We start from the raw sequence: 14,887 nt of genomic DNA, 5'->3' as shown, positions 1-14,887 counted from the left end.
GTCCGGCTGCTCATGCCGGCGGCAGGCGAGTCAGCGGCGGCGCCGGTCGCGGGCCAGTGCCTCGTCCACCACGGACGCGAACCGCTCGACGGTCTCGGTCCACTGGAGGTCCAGCGCGCGGCGGCGGGCCGCGCGGCCCATCGCCGCGCGCCGGCGCGGATCGAGGGCGAGACTGGCCCAGGCCGAGGCGAAGCCGCTTCCCGTGGGGGTGAGCAGCCCGGTACGGCCGTGCGCGACGGAATCGCGCAGCCCGGGAACGTCGAAGCCGACCGCCGGGGTACGGCGTACCGCGGCCTCGGTGATCACCAGTCCCCAGCCCTCGACCTGGGCGGGGTGCAGCAGCAGCCAGGCGGAGCCGAGCAGCTGCTGCTTGTCCGCCTCGCTGATCCGTCCGGTGAACCGCACACCGGGACCGGCGAGTTGCTCCAGCCGCGGCCGTTCCGGCCCGTCGCCCGCGATGACGAGGGTGCCGCCGGTGACAGGACGGACCCGTTCCCACAGCCGCAGCAGGACGTCGATGCGCTTGTAGTCGGCGAGGCGGCCCAGCGCCAGGAAGAGCGGTTCCGGCGCTTCGGGGGCGATGGCGCCCGCGTCCTCGACTCCGTTGGTGATGACCCGTATACGGTCGCGGTCGACGCCGATCTCCTCCAGGGCATCGGCGGTGGACGGCGAGACGGCCACGAACAGATTGCGCCGGTGCGCCCGCGGCATGAGCACGGTCTCGGCGTAGCGGCCGACGGCGGCGATCGGCCGGCGGTAGCGGATCCCCCACAGCTCGCTGTGCACATGGTTGACCAGACAGACCGAGGGGATGGAGCGCAGCCACATCGGTACGAGGTAGGGCAGGCCGTTGCAGACCTCCACCAGTAGGTCGCAGTCGCCCAGTTGGCGGCGGACCGCGAGCGGGGCGCCGAGGAACTGGCTGTAGGCGCCGCCGTTGCGGATGACGCGGTACGGGCGGCCGTTCCCTACCGGTCCGCCGCAGACCAGCGTGGCCCGGTGGCCGCGGTCGGCGAGCCCGTGGGCCAGCCGGTCGATGAGGAGTTCCGAGCCGCCGGCCTGCGGGCTGGCCAGATCGCGGCCGGCGAGAAATCCGATGTGCAGCGCCGGGCGCGCGGGAACGGGACGCGGAGTGAACGGAGCCGGACGGGGTGGGGCGGGTCCGGTTGCCATGGGGTGGGTCCTTTCGCCGGGGGTGGTGACGAGGGTGGTGACGAGAAGGAAGAGGCCCTACCGTAGAAAGGAGTTGACGAACCGTCAATAATGTGAAGCGCATCAATCCGTGGCGGATCGGTCCGGCCACCGCGGTCACCAGCGGTCCTGTGTGACGGGTGAGTAACAAGCCAGTTATGAAGTCAGTCCCGCGCTAGTTATTGACTGTTTGTCAGCAACTTCCTAGCGTTCCGTCAACACGAAGCCAGCCGGTACGAATCCCTTCACATCCCGTCACAGCAGCGACTCGGAGCGACACAGGGAGACGTGATGCATGGCCGACGTATCGTCGCGGTCCTCATCGTGGGACTGGGGGTCTTCCTCCTCGTCCTCGCCCCCATGCTGCGCTGGTTCGTGCTGCCGCGGGTCCAGGTCGCCCCGTACGACATGGACTTCACCGACGTCAGCTCGGGTCCCGGCAGCTATCTGGACCCGACGACCGGCAAGGTGACCACCGACACCCTCACCGTCACCCGGCATCTTCTCGGGGACGCGGAGGCCGGACGGCAGGCAGGCAAGGCGGTGTGGGACGTCTCCACCCGGCTGGACACCTCCAGGACCGTCCACCTCGCGGACGCCCGACAGGCGCTCAACCTCAGCACCCACCGCTGGGTGTTCGACCGCCACACCACCGCGTCGAGCGACTGCTGCGGCGGGGACACCGCGATCGGCGCGGAGGCGTACCTGAAGTACCCGTTCAATACCGGACGGCGCGCCTACCTGGTCTGGGACGCCACCGCGGGCAAGTCGTTCCCCGCCGAATTCACCGGCACCCGCCGGCTCTACGGCCAGACCTTCAACGAGTACACCCTCAAGGTGGACCCGCCGGTCCGGGTCGGGACCATGCGGGTGCCGCCGTCGGTCGTCGGGCTCCCGGCAGGCAAGGATCTGGTCACCGTCGAGGAGTACTACAGCAATCCGGCCTCGGTGAACCTGGTCGACTCCCGCACCGGAGCGCCGGTGGCGGGTTCCAGCCATCAGATCATCACGCTGCGGCTGCCGGGCAGCGACAAGGTCGCGGCCACCGTGCTCGACGTGCAGCTGCACTCGACACCGCAGACCGAGAAGGCGCTGGTCGACAAGTTCCGCACCAAGCACGACGGACTGGCCATGCTGGCAGGACCGCTGCCGGTGGGGACACTGGTGCTCGGCGTCCTGTGCACCGTGGGCGGCTTCCTCCTGCTGCTGCGCGGCCGGGCCGCCCGGTCCCGGGCGGAGAAGTCGGCGGATCCGGCCGGCCGGGACGGGAACGGCGGTCCGGGAGGTCCGGACGGTCGGGGTGGTCCTGACAGCCCGGGTGGTCCTGGCGGCCCGCACCCGGTGGCCGGAGCTGCCCGGTGAGCGCGGACGCGGCCGCCGACCCCCTGCGGCGGGCCACGGTGAGCCAGTTGCTGCGCGCGCTGGCCCGCCAGGGCTCCGACCACACCGTGTTCCACCGCCTGCGGGCCCGCTACTGCGTGCAGCAGGTCGCCAAGTGCTGTGAGTTGGGTGGCCGCACGGTGGTGGACGTCGGCGGCGGCGACGGCTGGTGCGCCGAGGCGTTCCGGGCGGCCGGAGCCCGCTGCGTCGTCGTGGACCCGTTCCCGGTCCACGCGCGCACCGGCCCCGCCACCGTCGTCGGCGACGGGTACTGGCTCCCGCTGCTGGAGGGCGCGGCGGACGTCTGCTACTGCTCGGACGTCCTCGGCCGGATCCCCGACCCGGTGGGCCTGGTGGACGAGCTCATCCGGGTGACCCGCCCGGACGGCACGGTGTGCCTGGCGTTCACCAACTGGCGCTCGCCGGGCGGCCGCACCCGGTTCCCGGTCCGTACCGGCACGCTCCTGCGCCATCTGCGCGGACGGCCCGACGTGGTCCTGGTCGAGGCCGGTCCCCGGTACTTCCCCCGGGTCTGCCGGGGCCTGCTCCGCGTGCCGGTGCTGCGCGGATTCGCCGTCCAGGTCACGTTGCGGAGGAGCCCATGACCGGCGGCACGATCCCCTTCACCGCCGTCGACGAGAGCGCGGACCTGCTGGAACGGCGGGGCGAACCCAATCTGATCCTGCTGGAACTGCGCCTGGCCGGGCGCCTCGACGCCGACCGGCTGCGCGCCGCGGTCGGCGACGCGCTGCGCGCCCTCCCGATGGCCCGGGCCCGCCGGGCGTCCGGCGGGCCGTGGCGGCGCCGCAGCAGTTGGGAGATCCCCGGCGGTCCCGACCTCGACCCGCTGACGGTGGCGCCGGCCGGCGCCGTACCCGACACCGAACGCCGCCGAATGATGGACACACCCGTGCCGCTGTCGACCTCCCCGACGCTGCGCCTGCGGCTCCTTCCGTCCCCCGGCACTCCCGGACCCGGAGCCGACGCCTCTGGTACAGGCGGGCATGCGGCCGACGGGGGCGACCGGCTGCTGATCGCCGCGCACCACGCGCTCTTCGACGCGATCTCCTGCCTGGGATTCCTCACCTCGGTCAGCCACGCCTACAACGGGACGCAGGATCCCGTGGCCGTACCCGACGAGACTCGTACCCCCGAGTCGCCCGCCGCTCCGGACGCCGCGCACGCCCCGCACGCGGAGCTCTTTCCCCGCGCGGTCCGGGTGGCCCGTGCCGCGGCCCCCGGTGACGGCGGATACGGCTGCGTCCTGACGGAGTTCGACGCGGACCGCACGGCCGCCCTCGCGGCAGCGGCCCGCCGCCGGGCGGCGACCGTCAACGATCTGCTGATCACCGCGCTCGCGCTCACGGTGACCCGCTGGAACGCGGCGCACCGCCGCCCGTCCACGCCCGTCCGGATCACCATGCCGATCAACGCCCGCGCCGCCGACCGGCGTTTCGACGGCATCCGCAACCACTCCCGGCTGACCTCGATCAGCTCCGCGGCCGGAGAACCGGCCGAACTGCTCGCCTCCGTCGCCGACCAGACGCGGCGGGCCAAGCGCACCGCCGCACCGGCCGGCGGCCCCGCCGCACAGGTGCTGGGGTCGCCCGCCCTGCCCCGCGGTCTGCGGCGCACCCTGGTCGGCCCGGTCCGGGCGGCCGCCCGGCTGCTCGCCGACACCACCATGCTCAGCAACCTGGGACGGCTGCCCGACCCGCCCGCCTTCGACGGCGCGGGGAACACCACCGGCCTGTGGCTGGCGGCCCCCGCCCCCATGCCCCGCGGCCTCTCCGTCTCGGCGCTGACCGTCTTCGGCCGGCTCCACCTGGCCGTCCGGCACCGTTACGCGGTGCTGGGCGCCCCGGCGGCGGCCGCGTTCACCGCCGCGTTCACCGAAGCGCTGGACGAACTCGCCGCGCTGCCCGCCTCTTCCCATCTCAGCGCGCACGCTACGGAAGGACGCTCCCAGTGACCGATCCCGCACCACCGGGGCTGCGCGCCCTGTACGAGGATCCGGCGCTCCCGATCGCCTCCGGCGACGAACGGGCCCGCCGCCAGCTGCGGATGATCGAGCCGACCCTGGCGGCGGCCCGGCGCCCCTTGCGCATCCTCGACATCGGCTGCGGCGACGGACAGGCCACCGTCGCCCTGGCCCGCCGGGCCAGGGGCCATACGGTCATCGGCGCCGACTGGTCGCGGCAGGCGCTGGAGCGGGCACAGTCCCGCGGCCTGACCGCGGTGCGCGCGGCACTCGACGACCACGGGCTGCCCTTCGCGACCGACAGCCTCGACATCGTCGTGCTGAGCGAGGTCATCGAGCATCTGGTGGACACCGACGCGGCGCTGGACGAGATCACCCGGGTCCTGCGCCCGGGCGGCTCACTGCTGCTGTCCACCCCCAACCTGGCCGCGTGGTTCAACCGCGGCCTGCTGCTGGCGGGGGTGCAGCCGCTGTTCACCGAGGTGAGCCTGCGCGGAATCTACGGACGGCCGGGACGTGAAGTCGTCGGCCATCTGCGGGTGTTCACCCGGCGGGCGCTGACCGGGCTGCTGCGCGCGCACGGCCTGGAGATCGTCTCGCTGCGCGGCGCCTGCTTCCACGCCACGCCAGGGCCGCTGCGTCCACTGGACCGGCTGTTCCGGCTGGCGCCCTCGCTCGCCGCGGACCTGCTCGTGCACGCCCGCACACCGCTCACTTCCTGCGCGACCCCACTGGAGCGGCCGCCCCTGCCGCAATCGGAGGACGGGATGCCGGTCATCCAGGCATTGCTCGATCTGCTCGCGTGCCCCATCGACAAGGGGCCGCTGGTGTACGACGCGGAGGCCGACGCGCTCTACAACCCGCGGCTGCGCCGCCGCTACCCGGTCGTGAACGGCATCCCCTATCTGCTCGCCGACCAGGCCGAGACCCTCGACACTCCCGGCCACGACCTGATCATGGAGCGGACCGCGCGGGTGCGGTCCCAGACCGCGCCGGAGGACGTCAGTGACGTACCGGCGACGTAGCGAACGTAGCGAACGCAGCGGCCGGGGCTTGCCCGGCGGACGAGGCGGACGGCCCGGACGACGCGGCGACCGGGCCCAGCCGCAGCCGGACGAACCGCGGCCGGTACAGCGCCGCGTTCCGGTTGACCTCGGCGCCCACCTGCGCGCTGGAGGTGCCCAGCCAGTTCACGTCGTAGCTGAGCAGCAGGCCGTCCCGCCGGGTGAACTCCGCGTGGATCTGCGGGTTGTAGACCACGGCGGCCGACTGCGGGGAGGTGTCCTGCGGCAGCGGCGGGCGGAACCCCGCGGCCGGTCCGTGCCACGGCCCCTGCGGGGCGCAGGCCCAGTACGTGGCCACGGCGCTCAGCCCGCTCGCGGCGGGTCCGCCCGCGTCCATGGTGAACAGCACCCAGGTGCCGTCCTGCCGCACGACGGAGAGGGAACTGCCCACGCCGCGACGTCCGTTCCCGTTGCCGCCCCCGTTGCCGCCCCCTTCGCCGCCACCCAGGACCGGTACCGCCCGCGAGGCACTGGCCTGCCATCCGGTTCCGTTCCAGTACCTCCAGGCCGAGGGGTCCGCCAGCCTCCCCTGGGGCACGCGGGCGAGATAGGCCTGCGAGGTCGCGAGCGCCGGACTGCGGCCCGGTCCGTCGTCGCCGCCGAAGACGTACGTCCAGCCGTCCGCGTGCACCGCGCCGGCGCCGTAGAGCACCCGCCGGCCGGGGGAGGGGACGGCGCTCTGGTCGGAGACCTGGACGATGCTCTCCAGTCGCAGACCGGGCAGCGACAGCGTGGCGACCTCGGTCGCGAGCGGAACCCCGTACAGCCACGGCGGCGGCCCGGCCACCCGGTCCCACAGCAGGATCCGCACCACCTGCTCCGCCGCACCGGGCGAACGCGGCTCCACCACGCCCTGCACCGGCCAGCGCCACACCTGCGGGACGGCGGACGGATCGGGAAAGTACGCGGCGGGAGCCGCCGGGGTCCCGCCGGGCAGCGTCCGTTCCAGGCGGCCCGCGGCGGACATCACCAGTACGGCGTTGTGCGCCCAGACCGGCGTCCGGCCGCCGGTGGTGTCGCGCCAGGGATAGGGCTGGCCCAGTGGGTTCGGCGGCGGATACACCGGATCGAGGACCGGATCATCGGCGAGCCAGAGCGTCCGCCCGTCGGGCAGCCGGACCGAGTGGGTGCCGTCGCCGCCGGTCCAGGCGCCGGGGTGGGAGGCGTCGTCGCCGTACCGGGCGAACTCGTCGGTGACCCCGTGGTCCTGGGACCACGAGGAGATGTGGAGCCCGCCGCACGGGGCGGGCCGTGTGTCACCGCCGACCGAGCAGCCGGCGAGCCCGGCGGCCACGGCCAGCAGCAGGGATGTCACACGTCGGCACCGCACCGGATCGGGGCAACTCCTCCGGGAACAGATAGGTATGACGCTCCATCAGAATCGGAGACTAGTTGCCGGCGGCGCTTCGCGGCAATGCCGCGCCAACAGCTCGGAGGGCACCTATGACCCTGGCAGCCGTTCTCGGCCCCCGTCTGCCGGCCCGCTGGCTGGCCCTGACGATCGACATTCTCTACCCCCGGCAGGAGCCCGAACTCGCCAGACTCGACGAGATGTGCCCGGCGCACGGCACCGCGCTGGATGTCGGTGCCTGGTACGGGCCGTGGTCGCGGCGGCTGTCCCGGCGGGCGGAGCGCGTGGTGGCGTTCGAACCGGTACCGGAGGTGTACGCGGTGCTGCGCGGCACCGTCCCGCCCTCCGTGACCGTGCTCAACGCCGCCGCCTCCGACCGCGACGGCGACGCCCGGATCTGGCTCGCCGACCATGAGGGCCGAGAATCCCGCGGCCTGACCTCCCTCGACCCGCGCCCGGAGGTCCATCACCGCAGCCTCCCGGTGCGTCTGGTATCCATCGACGCCCTCGGCCTGAGCGATGTCTCCTTCGTCAAAATCGATGTCGAGGGACACGAAACGGCCGTGCTCCGGGGCGCCGAACGCACCGTGCGCCGCGACCGGCCCAATCTCTTCATCGAGGCCGAGGCGAGGATCCAGCCGGTCGAGCACATCACCGGACTGCTCCGACAGTGGGGCTATCGCGCCTGGGTGCTGCCCGAGCGGCACTGGATACCCCTCGGCGCCTTCGACCTGGAGAACCACCAGCGCCGCTTCGCCCATGTCGTCGACGCGGGCCTGCTGCGGCGCGCGGTGCGACCCCGTCCCCGCTACGTCAACTCGATCCTGTTCACCCCGGAAGAGGCGCCGGGTCCCCAGGAGGACGGGGCCGCACAGGGGTAGGACGGGCAGCGGTCAGGGGGAGGACGCGGGTTGGGCAGGAGGCACTCCGCGCCCCAGAATCGAACTGCGCGGCCCGGACCGACGTCTCGGTAGCCTTCCCCGTTGGCCGTACACCCCGGCCGGGCCGCGCACCGGCCATCACCGCCCGACTGGTTCCCGGGCGTGCCCTGCCGGGCGGCGCTTGTGAGGACGCTCCCCGGCCCGTTGGCCCCGCGCTCACCCCCCGCGGGCGCGGGGCCCACGCATGCCCCGCGCGCGACCGGCCGGAGCGACCGCCCCGGCTCCCCGGCGCCGCGGCTACCGTCGGCGGCTCGGATCGTTGTCGGGCAGGCTGCGCCACAGGTCGATCGTCGCGGACAGCTCTCTGGCCTGGCTGTCCGTACAACGCTCGGCGCGGTCCGAGGCCTCGGCGGCAGCGTCGAGGGAGCCGAAGCCGCGTACGAGGGCGATCAGTTCCTCGACCAGGCCCGGATCCTCGCCGCTCGCGCGGGCGTGGGCGTGCAGGGCTTGCAGGATGGCGAGTTCGTCGTCTTCGGCGTCCATGGGACCAGTCTGCCGTCTGGGTCTGACAGTCCGTATGTCGTGTGTGCGTGCCGGACGGCGGTTATCTCCGAAAGTTCTTGATTCGATTCCTTGACAAGTCCGCGGCACCGTTTGATAGACCCGGTCGGGGCCGATCGACGCGGCCGCCACCAGCAACGGGAGGTCCGGGTGCAGCAGGCGCTGCCGGTCAGGTTCACCCAGGTCATCGAGGCCAGGCGGATCACGCCGCACATGGCGCGCATCACCTTCGGCGGTGACGATCTCACCGACTTCACCTACGACGCGCCCGACCTGCAGGCGAAGTTGTGCTTCCCGAGACCGGGCCAGGCCGTACCCCGGCTCCCGGCGCCGGCCGAGGACGGCGACGTGATGCGGTGGTACCAGGCGTACCTGGCGATCCCCGAGCCCGGGCGGCCGTGGTTGCGCGGCCACACGATCCGCGCGCACCACCCGCGGCGCACCGCGATCGACATCGATTTCGTCCTGCACGACGCGGCGGGACCGGACGCCACCACGGCGGGCGGCACCGCGGGCGGCCCGGCGATGCGGTGGGCCAGGGCCGCCGAACCCGGCGACACGCTCGGCATGGTCGGACCGTCACCGGTCTACGCCCGGCCCCTCGGCGCGTCCGACTGGCTCCTGCTGGCGGGGGACGAGACGGCGCTGCCCTCGATCGGCACTCTCCTCGAGTCGCTCCCCGAGGGCGCCCGCGCGGTGGCGTACATCGAGGTCGGCGACGCGGCCGAGGAACAGCGGTTCGAGACGCGGGGCGAGGTGACCGTGCACTGGGTGCACCGCAACGGGCCGCCGGCCGGGCACAGCGACCTGCTGGTCGAAACTGTCGCCGTCGGCCTGCCGGTTTCTAGGCCGGCGCCGCCACAGGCGTGTCCATGTCGTCCTCTTCCGTCTCGTCCGCTGCGTCGCCCAGGTCGGCCTGCTGGAACGGGTCGGTCGACGGGATCGGCGAGGTGTGCGCCGCCACCGGTGTGGCGGGATCAGGATTGGAGAACAGCGTGGTCATGGCACCTTCGTCGGGCTTCGTAGAACGGGGCCGCCCGGAGAGAACCAGAAGGCGGCGAACGCGGCCTGAGTGGCGGCTGTCACTACCAAGCATCACACGTGGTGCGTTCCGCGTGGCTATCAGGTGGGGCTTGGACCCGATTCGGGGTGTCCGCGACCACTCACCTATTCGGATGAAACCGCAGGCCAAGAGGGGGACGCCGACCCTGGCCGGCGGCCGGGGAGCACGTCCGTTTCGTGCCCGCCCCCGGGCCCCCGGTCCACCGGGCCATCACCGGGGGCACCGACATCCGCGGCCGGACGTTCTTCTTCCCGCTCCTTCCCGCGGACGTGCTACTTCCCGTAGACGGCGACGAAGTCACGGGTGGCCTGGACGTAGTAGCGGTCCGGCGGGTTCTCGAAGTCGAGGAGGTTGGTGGGAGTGGGGTTGGCGGGGTTCCGGCTGCCGTCATAGGCCATGAAGGAAGGCCAGGCGCGGTTCATGTCAAGCGGCATGGCGCGGACCGCGCCGGCCTGCTGCATCAGCTCCGCGAGGGTGCGGGCGGTCAGGGCCTGGCCGACGACCATGATGATGTCCCCCTCGGCGGTGACGCCGACACCGGAGCGCTCCACGTACATCCTGCTCTGGTCGGTGACGCCCCACTTGGCGTCGTTGCCGATGTCGGGTACGACCTGCCCGTCGTCGACCATCAGGTCCAGGCACTGGCGGACGCCGACGACCTCCGGCGTCATGGAGAATTCGCGTCCCCACACGCCGATCTTGATGGAGCCGTCGCGGTAGAACACCTCGGAGGCGGTGCCATAGCGCAGCTCACCGGCGGTCTCACCGTTGAGGTAGAAGCCGCCGTGCGACCCGCCGTCGGTGACCCGGAAGCCGCCGTTCCAGGTCGCGACGAGTCCGGTCCGCTGGCCAGGGGGAATGGTCGGCGGAACGGAGAAGGTGCCCCCGGGCTCCCTGAAGCCGGGGTGCAGCTGGAAGCGGGCGTGTTTCGTGCTGATCCAGGCGATCGCCGCCTGGTAGGAGGTGTGCTCGTCGTCGGGGCGCACGTAAGTGGCCTGCACGATCGGCAGCCCTTTGGAGCTGGCCACCGCGCGCCAGACGCCCTCGCCGGGCAGTCCAGGAGTGACGATGGGCCGCATCGGCTCGCGCAACGGCAGCGCGGGCGTGCGGACGTTCGCGGGATCGGTCGCCTTCATCCGGGCCAGCGCGCCGGCCGGCAGAGAGCCGCCGACCTCCGGTGGATTGAGTTGGTACTGCAGGTCCTCGAGCTTGTCGACCACCACGCCCAGCGAGTGGTCACGGCTCCATTCCGCGAGCCGCGCCAGCACGCTGTCCTTGCCCGGGTAGGTCAGGGCCTTGCCCACCGACCAGCCCACCGTGCCGACGCACACCAGACTGACCGCCAGCGCGCCCCGGGTGACGGCCAGCCGCCGGCGCAGCTGCGCCGGCGTCAGATCCCGCTTGGGTTTCCACGGCACGAGGCGCCGCCGCCTGCGGGCCCCGCTACCGATCACGTCATCACCGGTGCCGTCGTCACGCTCCGTCGTTTCCTGAAGATCCGTGATCCGCCCGCCCGCCCCTTGGGTCATGACGCTCCTTTTGTGACGTTATGAGTAAGTCAATACGCTTTATCCCGTCGATTGGCGGCCTAACCAGAACCGCGAGGAGAAACACCCGCACGCCCGCGTGGGATCACGGACACCGGAGGCGCTGGGCGCCGAACCGGGTGGCCCGTATCCCGTGCAACCCCTGGCACAGAGCGTGCCGGGCCCACTACTCTGAGCGCCTGGACGGCAGGGACGTGATCATCAAGAGGGCCACATGACCTACCCGGAACCCACCACGCCGCGCGATGACTTCAGCGACCGGACCCCGTCCGACCACATCGACGGGCTGCTGGCCCGTGCCGCCCAGCCGGCGCCGATCGCCGAGGCGCTGCTCGCCAGGCTGCGCACCGCCATCGTTCACCGCACCGAACTGGTGTCGAACCGCTACGGCAAGGAACCCGGCCGGCTGCTCAGCCGCCGCACGCTGCGGCACGTCTATCTGCTGCCCGACGGCACGACGCCGGTGCTCTGGGAGCTGGAGCACGACACCGGGCCCGTGGAACACCTCGTGCATGAGGTGTTCGCGGACGAGTCGGGCGTGCTGGTGGCCGAGATGGACGTGGACGTACGGTTCGGCGATCTGGAGCACGGTCCCGCGGTCATCGATCTGCCGGCGATCCGGATGGATCTGCTGTTCGCCCCCTCGTCCGCGCGGCGCCACCGGGTGTATGAGGAGGACAACTCCGCCGACCACGCGGTACGGCTCCTGCGCCGCGCCGTGAACCCAGACCTCCCCGGTGAGGCGGTCCGCCGGCGCGTGCTGTCCGCCGTCGGCCATGACATCGCCTTCGCGGGGAACAGCAGCAGGAGGATCGACGAGCGAAGCGTCGGCTGGACGCTGTACGAGCACGCGTTCCTGCTCCCATGCGGCGAGGAGATCAGCTTGTGGGAAGTGGACCACTCCATGACCACGAACAGGCACCCCGTCTGCGAGGTCTACGACTGCATGGACACGGCCCGCGACTCGGCGGAACGGCGCCTCGAGTCGTTCTGACCTGAACGTGCCTGGACGTGCCTGGACGCGCCTGAACGTTCTGAGCCGGACCGATCCGTCCGGCTCCTTCCAAGCCCGAACCAACCCCCGAGGTCGCGGGACACGACCTCGGGGGTTCGCCATGCTGTGAGCAGGCGTAGCCAGCTGAGCAACGAAGTCGCTGATTGCCACAAAATTCCTCTTGCCTGCTGCTTGTTGTTTGACATCTGACAGAAATATTGTGACGGCGATTGCTCCGGTATCTGAAATATCCTCAGGAAGGCGTCTCCATGCCATCGCAGAGACCCAGGGCCGGACGAACCGGTCCTCATCGCATCGCAGCCGGAGCGGTCGTCGTGACCGCGGCCCTGGCCACGATCACCGGCCTGTTCACCGCCGTTCCCGCGCAGGCCGCACCCCTGACCGCGTCCTCGGCCGGTGCGAAGGCCCCGGCCGACGCGGGGCCGGACGGCGGTGGCTCGCACGGCCGCAGGGGAGCCGACCTCCCGTTCACCGAGTACGCGGCGACGGGCGCGCGCAGCAACGGCACCAGGATCGGTCCGTCCGGCGACTTCGGCACACTCGCCTCAGAAGCGGTCGCCCGCAGGGCGGTCACGCTCACGGGCCGCGGCAAGTACGTCGAGTTCACGCTGACGAAGCCGGCGAACGCGGTCGACCTGCACTACTCGATACCCGACGCGGCGGACGGCACGGGACTGACCGCGCCGCTGGCCGTCTACGTCAACGGGTCCAAGTCCCGTGACCTGACCCTCACCTCGAAGTACGCGTGGTTCTACGGCAACTACCCGTTCAGCAACAATCCGGCCGACGGCAAGGCGCACCACTTCTACGACGACGTCCGCACGACGTTCGCGCACACCCTGCCGGCCGGCACCAGGGTCCGGCTGCAGGTGGACGCCGGTTCGACGCCGGTCACGGTCGACGTCGCCGACTTCGAACGCGTCGACCCGCCCGCGCACCAGCCGCACGGCGCGCTGTCCGTGCTCGACTTCGGCGCGGACGCCAGCGGCAGAAAGGACTCCACGACCGCGATCCAGCAGGCCATCGACGCGGGCGCCGAGCGGCACAGAACGGTGTGGATCCCGGTGGGCACCTTCACCGTCACCGGCCACCTGGCCGTCGACAACGTGACCGTGCGCGGGGCGGGCGCCTGGCACTCCGTGCTCACCGGCCGGAACGTCGGCATCTACGGAAACGCCGCGCCGACGCCCAGCACCCATGTGCATCTGTCGGACTTCGCCGTCTTCGGCGAGGCCGCCAACCGGGACGACTCGGCGCCGGTCAACGGCATAGGGGGCGCACTGGGCGGCGGTTCCACCATCAAGAACCTGTGGATCGCGCACACCAAGGTCGGCATGTGGTTCGACGGTCCCTTCGACGGTCTGGCCATCAGCGACGTCCGGATCCAGGATGTGACTGGTGACGGACTGAATTTCCACGACGGAATCTCGCACGCCACCGTCAAGAACTCCTACATCCGCAACACTGGGGACGACGGCCTGGCCATGTGGTCCGGCGGTCACGCCGACCACGACAACGCGTTCAGCCACAACACCGTCGTGCTGCCGATCCTGGCGAACAACATCGCGTTGTACGGCGGCCACGACAACGCGATCACCGACAACCTCGTCACCGACACCCTCACCCAGGGCGGCGGCATCCACGTCGGCAACCGGTTCGGCGCGGTCGCGCTCTCCGGCACCACGACCATCGCACGCAACACCCTGGTACGCACCGGCGTACTCGACCCGAACTGGCTGTTCGGCGTCGGCGCGCTCTGGTTCTACGCCCTCGACGAGCCGATGACCGGAAGGATCGACGTCACGGACACGACCATCGTGGACAGTCCGTACGAGGCGATCCAGTTCATCGGCTCGTCCGTCACCAATGCGGACGTCCGCAGGGTCGTCATCCACAACGCGGGCACCTTCGCCGTGCAGGAGCAGGCCGCCGGTTCCGCCACCTTCTCCGACGTCACCGCCACAGGCCTGGGAGCCGCCGGCGTATACGACTGCGGCTACGGGTTCACCCTCACCAAAGGCGAGGGCAACCGGGGCTGGGACACCTCGCAGTGCGGCTTCCCGCCGAACGGCGTGCTGCGGCTCAGCGACTCCTCGAAGTTCCTCGGGGTGGTCGATCCGGGCAGCACCAGCGCGAACTCACCGGTGACCGTCACCAACCCGGGTCCGAACCCGGCCCGGCTGGCGTCCATCACGGCCAACGGCGACTTCTCGCAGACCAACGACTGCGGCACGACGCTGGCGGTCGGCGCCACCTGCACGGTGCAGGTGGCCTTCACCCCGACCGCCAAGGGCAACCACGGCGGCGCGCTGACCATCGTCTCGGACACACCGTTCAGCCCGTACACCGTCAGCCTGTCCGGCGTCGGCTACGACCCGAACGGCAACTTGGCGCTGGGCCGCACCATGACCGTCAGCAGCAATGTGGATGGATTCCCTGCGGCCTTCACCAACGACGCCAACCCGAGCACCTACTGGGAGAGCAGGAACGGCGTCTTCCCGCAGTGGCTGCAGGCCGACCTGGGCGCCGCCACCGGCGTCGGCCGGCTTGTCCTGACCATCCCGCCCACCTGGGGCAGCCGCGCCGAGACCCTCTCGGTGGAGACCAGCACCGACGGCGTCACCTATACGCCGGCCGTGGCCTCCACCGGATACGTCTTCGATCCGGCGACGGGCAATTCGGTGACGGTAACGCTGCCGGCGACCTCGGCGCGGTACATCCGCCTGAACGTCACCGGCAACACCGACTGGGCGGCCGCCCAGATCGCGGAGTTCGAGGTCTACGCCCAGTAGGCCGCCGAGTCCGGCATCCGGCAACCGGCGCGCGTCGCACATCCACGGGGGATGTGCGACG

12 protein-coding genes and 1 pseudogene are annotated in these 14,887 nt (G+C 71.6%); 9 read left to right on the top strand and 4 right to left on the bottom strand.

Annotated elements, in window-relative coordinates:
• Positions 1-30: 30 nt before the first annotated feature.
• Entirely contained in the window at positions 31-1,173 is a 1,143-nt protein-coding gene (locus QMK24_RS38580) for a glycosyltransferase family 4 protein (protein WP_283471563.1), read from the bottom strand.
• Positions 1,174-1,482: 309 nt separating this feature from the next.
• On the opposite strand from QMK24_RS38580, the gene pgfA reads away from it, so the two are divergent.
• The 5 genes and pseudogenes from pgfA (at position 1,483) to QMK24_RS38555 (ending at position 5,577) form a co-directional block, all read left to right on the top strand.
• Positions 1,483-2,553: a cell envelope lipid trafficking protein PgfA gene (gene pgfA, locus QMK24_RS38575; RefSeq protein ID WP_283471562.1), complete on the top strand. Its 1,071-nt coding sequence runs from the start codon at positions 1,483-1,485 to the stop codon at positions 2,551-2,553.
• A complete protein-coding gene (locus tag QMK24_RS38570; protein WP_283471561.1) occupies positions 2,550-3,176 on the top strand; it encodes a class I SAM-dependent methyltransferase in 627 nt (208 codons plus the stop codon). The genes pgfA and QMK24_RS38570 overlap by 4 nt, the downstream gene beginning before the upstream one ends.
• Positions 3,173-4,543, top strand: a complete 1,371-nt coding sequence (locus QMK24_RS38565; RefSeq protein ID WP_283471560.1) for a condensation domain-containing protein — start codon at positions 3,173-3,175, stop codon at positions 4,541-4,543. The genes QMK24_RS38570 and QMK24_RS38565 overlap by 4 nt, the downstream gene beginning before the upstream one ends.
• Positions 4,540-5,256 (top strand): annotated as a pseudogene (locus QMK24_RS38560) (class I SAM-dependent methyltransferase); the annotation flags it as partial. The gene QMK24_RS38565 and the pseudogene QMK24_RS38560, both read left to right, overlap by 4 nt.
• A 63-nt stretch (positions 5,257-5,319) precedes the next feature.
• On the top strand, positions 5,320-5,577 hold the full coding sequence (locus QMK24_RS38555) for a Trm112 family protein (protein WP_283471565.1): 258 nt from the start codon (positions 5,320-5,322) through the stop codon (positions 5,575-5,577).
• On the opposite strand, the gene QMK24_RS38550 is transcribed toward QMK24_RS38555, so the two are convergent.
• Positions 5,555-6,931, bottom strand: a complete 1,377-nt coding sequence (locus tag QMK24_RS38550; protein WP_502962499.1) for a DUF5005 domain-containing protein — start codon at positions 6,929-6,931, stop codon at positions 5,555-5,557. The genes QMK24_RS38555 and QMK24_RS38550 overlap by 23 nt on opposite strands.
• Before the next feature lie 128 nt (positions 6,932-7,059).
• Here QMK24_RS38550 and QMK24_RS38545 point away from each other — a divergent pair, with 128 nt between their 5' ends.
• The gene (locus tag QMK24_RS38545) at positions 7,060-7,848 is read left to right on the top strand and encodes an FkbM family methyltransferase (RefSeq protein WP_283471559.1); all 789 of its coding nucleotides are present in this window, start codon (positions 7,060-7,062) and stop codon (positions 7,846-7,848) included.
• Positions 7,849-8,145: 297 nt separating this feature from the next.
• Here QMK24_RS38545 and QMK24_RS38540 read toward each other — a convergent pair whose 3' ends face one another.
• On the bottom strand, positions 8,146-8,391 hold the full coding sequence (locus QMK24_RS38540) for a hypothetical protein (protein ID WP_283471558.1): 246 nt from the start codon (positions 8,389-8,391) through the stop codon (positions 8,146-8,148).
• A 168-nt stretch (positions 8,392-8,559) separates the two neighbouring features.
• On the opposite strand from QMK24_RS38540, the gene QMK24_RS38535 reads away from it, so the two are divergent.
• Positions 8,560-9,435 (top strand): siderophore-interacting protein, encoded by an 876-nt coding sequence (locus QMK24_RS38535; RefSeq protein ID WP_283471557.1) that lies wholly within the window; start codon positions 8,560-8,562, stop codon positions 9,433-9,435.
• Between the two features lie 309 nt (positions 9,436-9,744).
• Here the strand turns inward: QMK24_RS38535 and QMK24_RS38530 are convergent, their stop codons facing one another.
• The gene (locus QMK24_RS38530) at positions 9,745-11,001 is read right to left on the bottom strand and encodes a phosphodiester glycosidase family protein (protein WP_283471555.1); all 1,257 of its coding nucleotides are present in this window, start codon (positions 10,999-11,001) and stop codon (positions 9,745-9,747) included.
• 232 nt (positions 11,002-11,233) lie between these two features.
• On the opposite strand from QMK24_RS38530, the gene QMK24_RS38525 reads away from it, so the two are divergent.
• On the top strand, positions 11,234-12,013 hold the full coding sequence (locus tag QMK24_RS38525) for a DUF6227 family protein (RefSeq protein ID WP_283471553.1): 780 nt from the start codon (positions 11,234-11,236) through the stop codon (positions 12,011-12,013).
• A gap of 335 nt (positions 12,014-12,348) precedes the next feature.
• Positions 12,349-14,826, top strand: a complete 2,478-nt coding sequence (locus tag QMK24_RS38520; protein ID WP_283471552.1) for a discoidin domain-containing protein — start codon at positions 12,349-12,351, stop codon at positions 14,824-14,826.
• The last annotated feature ends 61 nt before the right edge of the window (positions 14,827-14,887 follow it).

It is taken from the genome of Streptomyces sp. PH10-H1, from assembly GCF_030063355.1.
In the GTDB taxonomy this organism is placed as follows: Bacteria; Actinomycetota; Actinomycetes; order Streptomycetales; family Streptomycetaceae; genus Actinacidiphila.
Note: the sequence above shows the minus strand (reverse complement) of the source record. Positions and strands in the feature narration are given on the sequence as shown.

What these genes read in the sequence shown, in the direction of transcription:
- QMK24_RS38580 (WP_283471563.1), bottom strand. Translation starts at nt 1,173, where the DNA reads ATGGCAACCGGACCCGCCCCACCCCGTCCGGCTCCGTTCACTCCGCGT.
- pgfA (WP_283471562.1), top strand. Translation starts at nt 1,483, where the DNA reads ATGCATGGCCGACGTATCGTCGCGGTCCTCATCGTGGGACTGGGGGTC.
- QMK24_RS38565 (WP_283471560.1), top strand. Translation starts at nt 3,173, where the DNA reads ATGACCGGCGGCACGATCCCCTTCACCGCCGTCGACGAGAGCGCGGAC.
- QMK24_RS38555 (WP_283471565.1), top strand. Translation starts at nt 5,320, where the DNA reads ATGCCGGTCATCCAGGCATTGCTCGATCTGCTCGCGTGCCCCATCGAC.
- QMK24_RS38545 (WP_283471559.1), top strand. Translation starts at nt 7,060, where the DNA reads ATGACCCTGGCAGCCGTTCTCGGCCCCCGTCTGCCGGCCCGCTGGCTG.
- QMK24_RS38540 (WP_283471558.1), bottom strand. Translation starts at nt 8,391, where the DNA reads ATGGACGCCGAAGACGACGAACTCGCCATCCTGCAAGCCCTGCACGCC.
- QMK24_RS38530 (WP_283471555.1), bottom strand. Translation starts at nt 11,001, where the DNA reads ATGACCCAAGGGGCGGGCGGGCGGATCACGGATCTTCAGGAAACGACG.
- QMK24_RS38525 (WP_283471553.1), top strand. Translation starts at nt 11,234, where the DNA reads ATGACCTACCCGGAACCCACCACGCCGCGCGATGACTTCAGCGACCGG.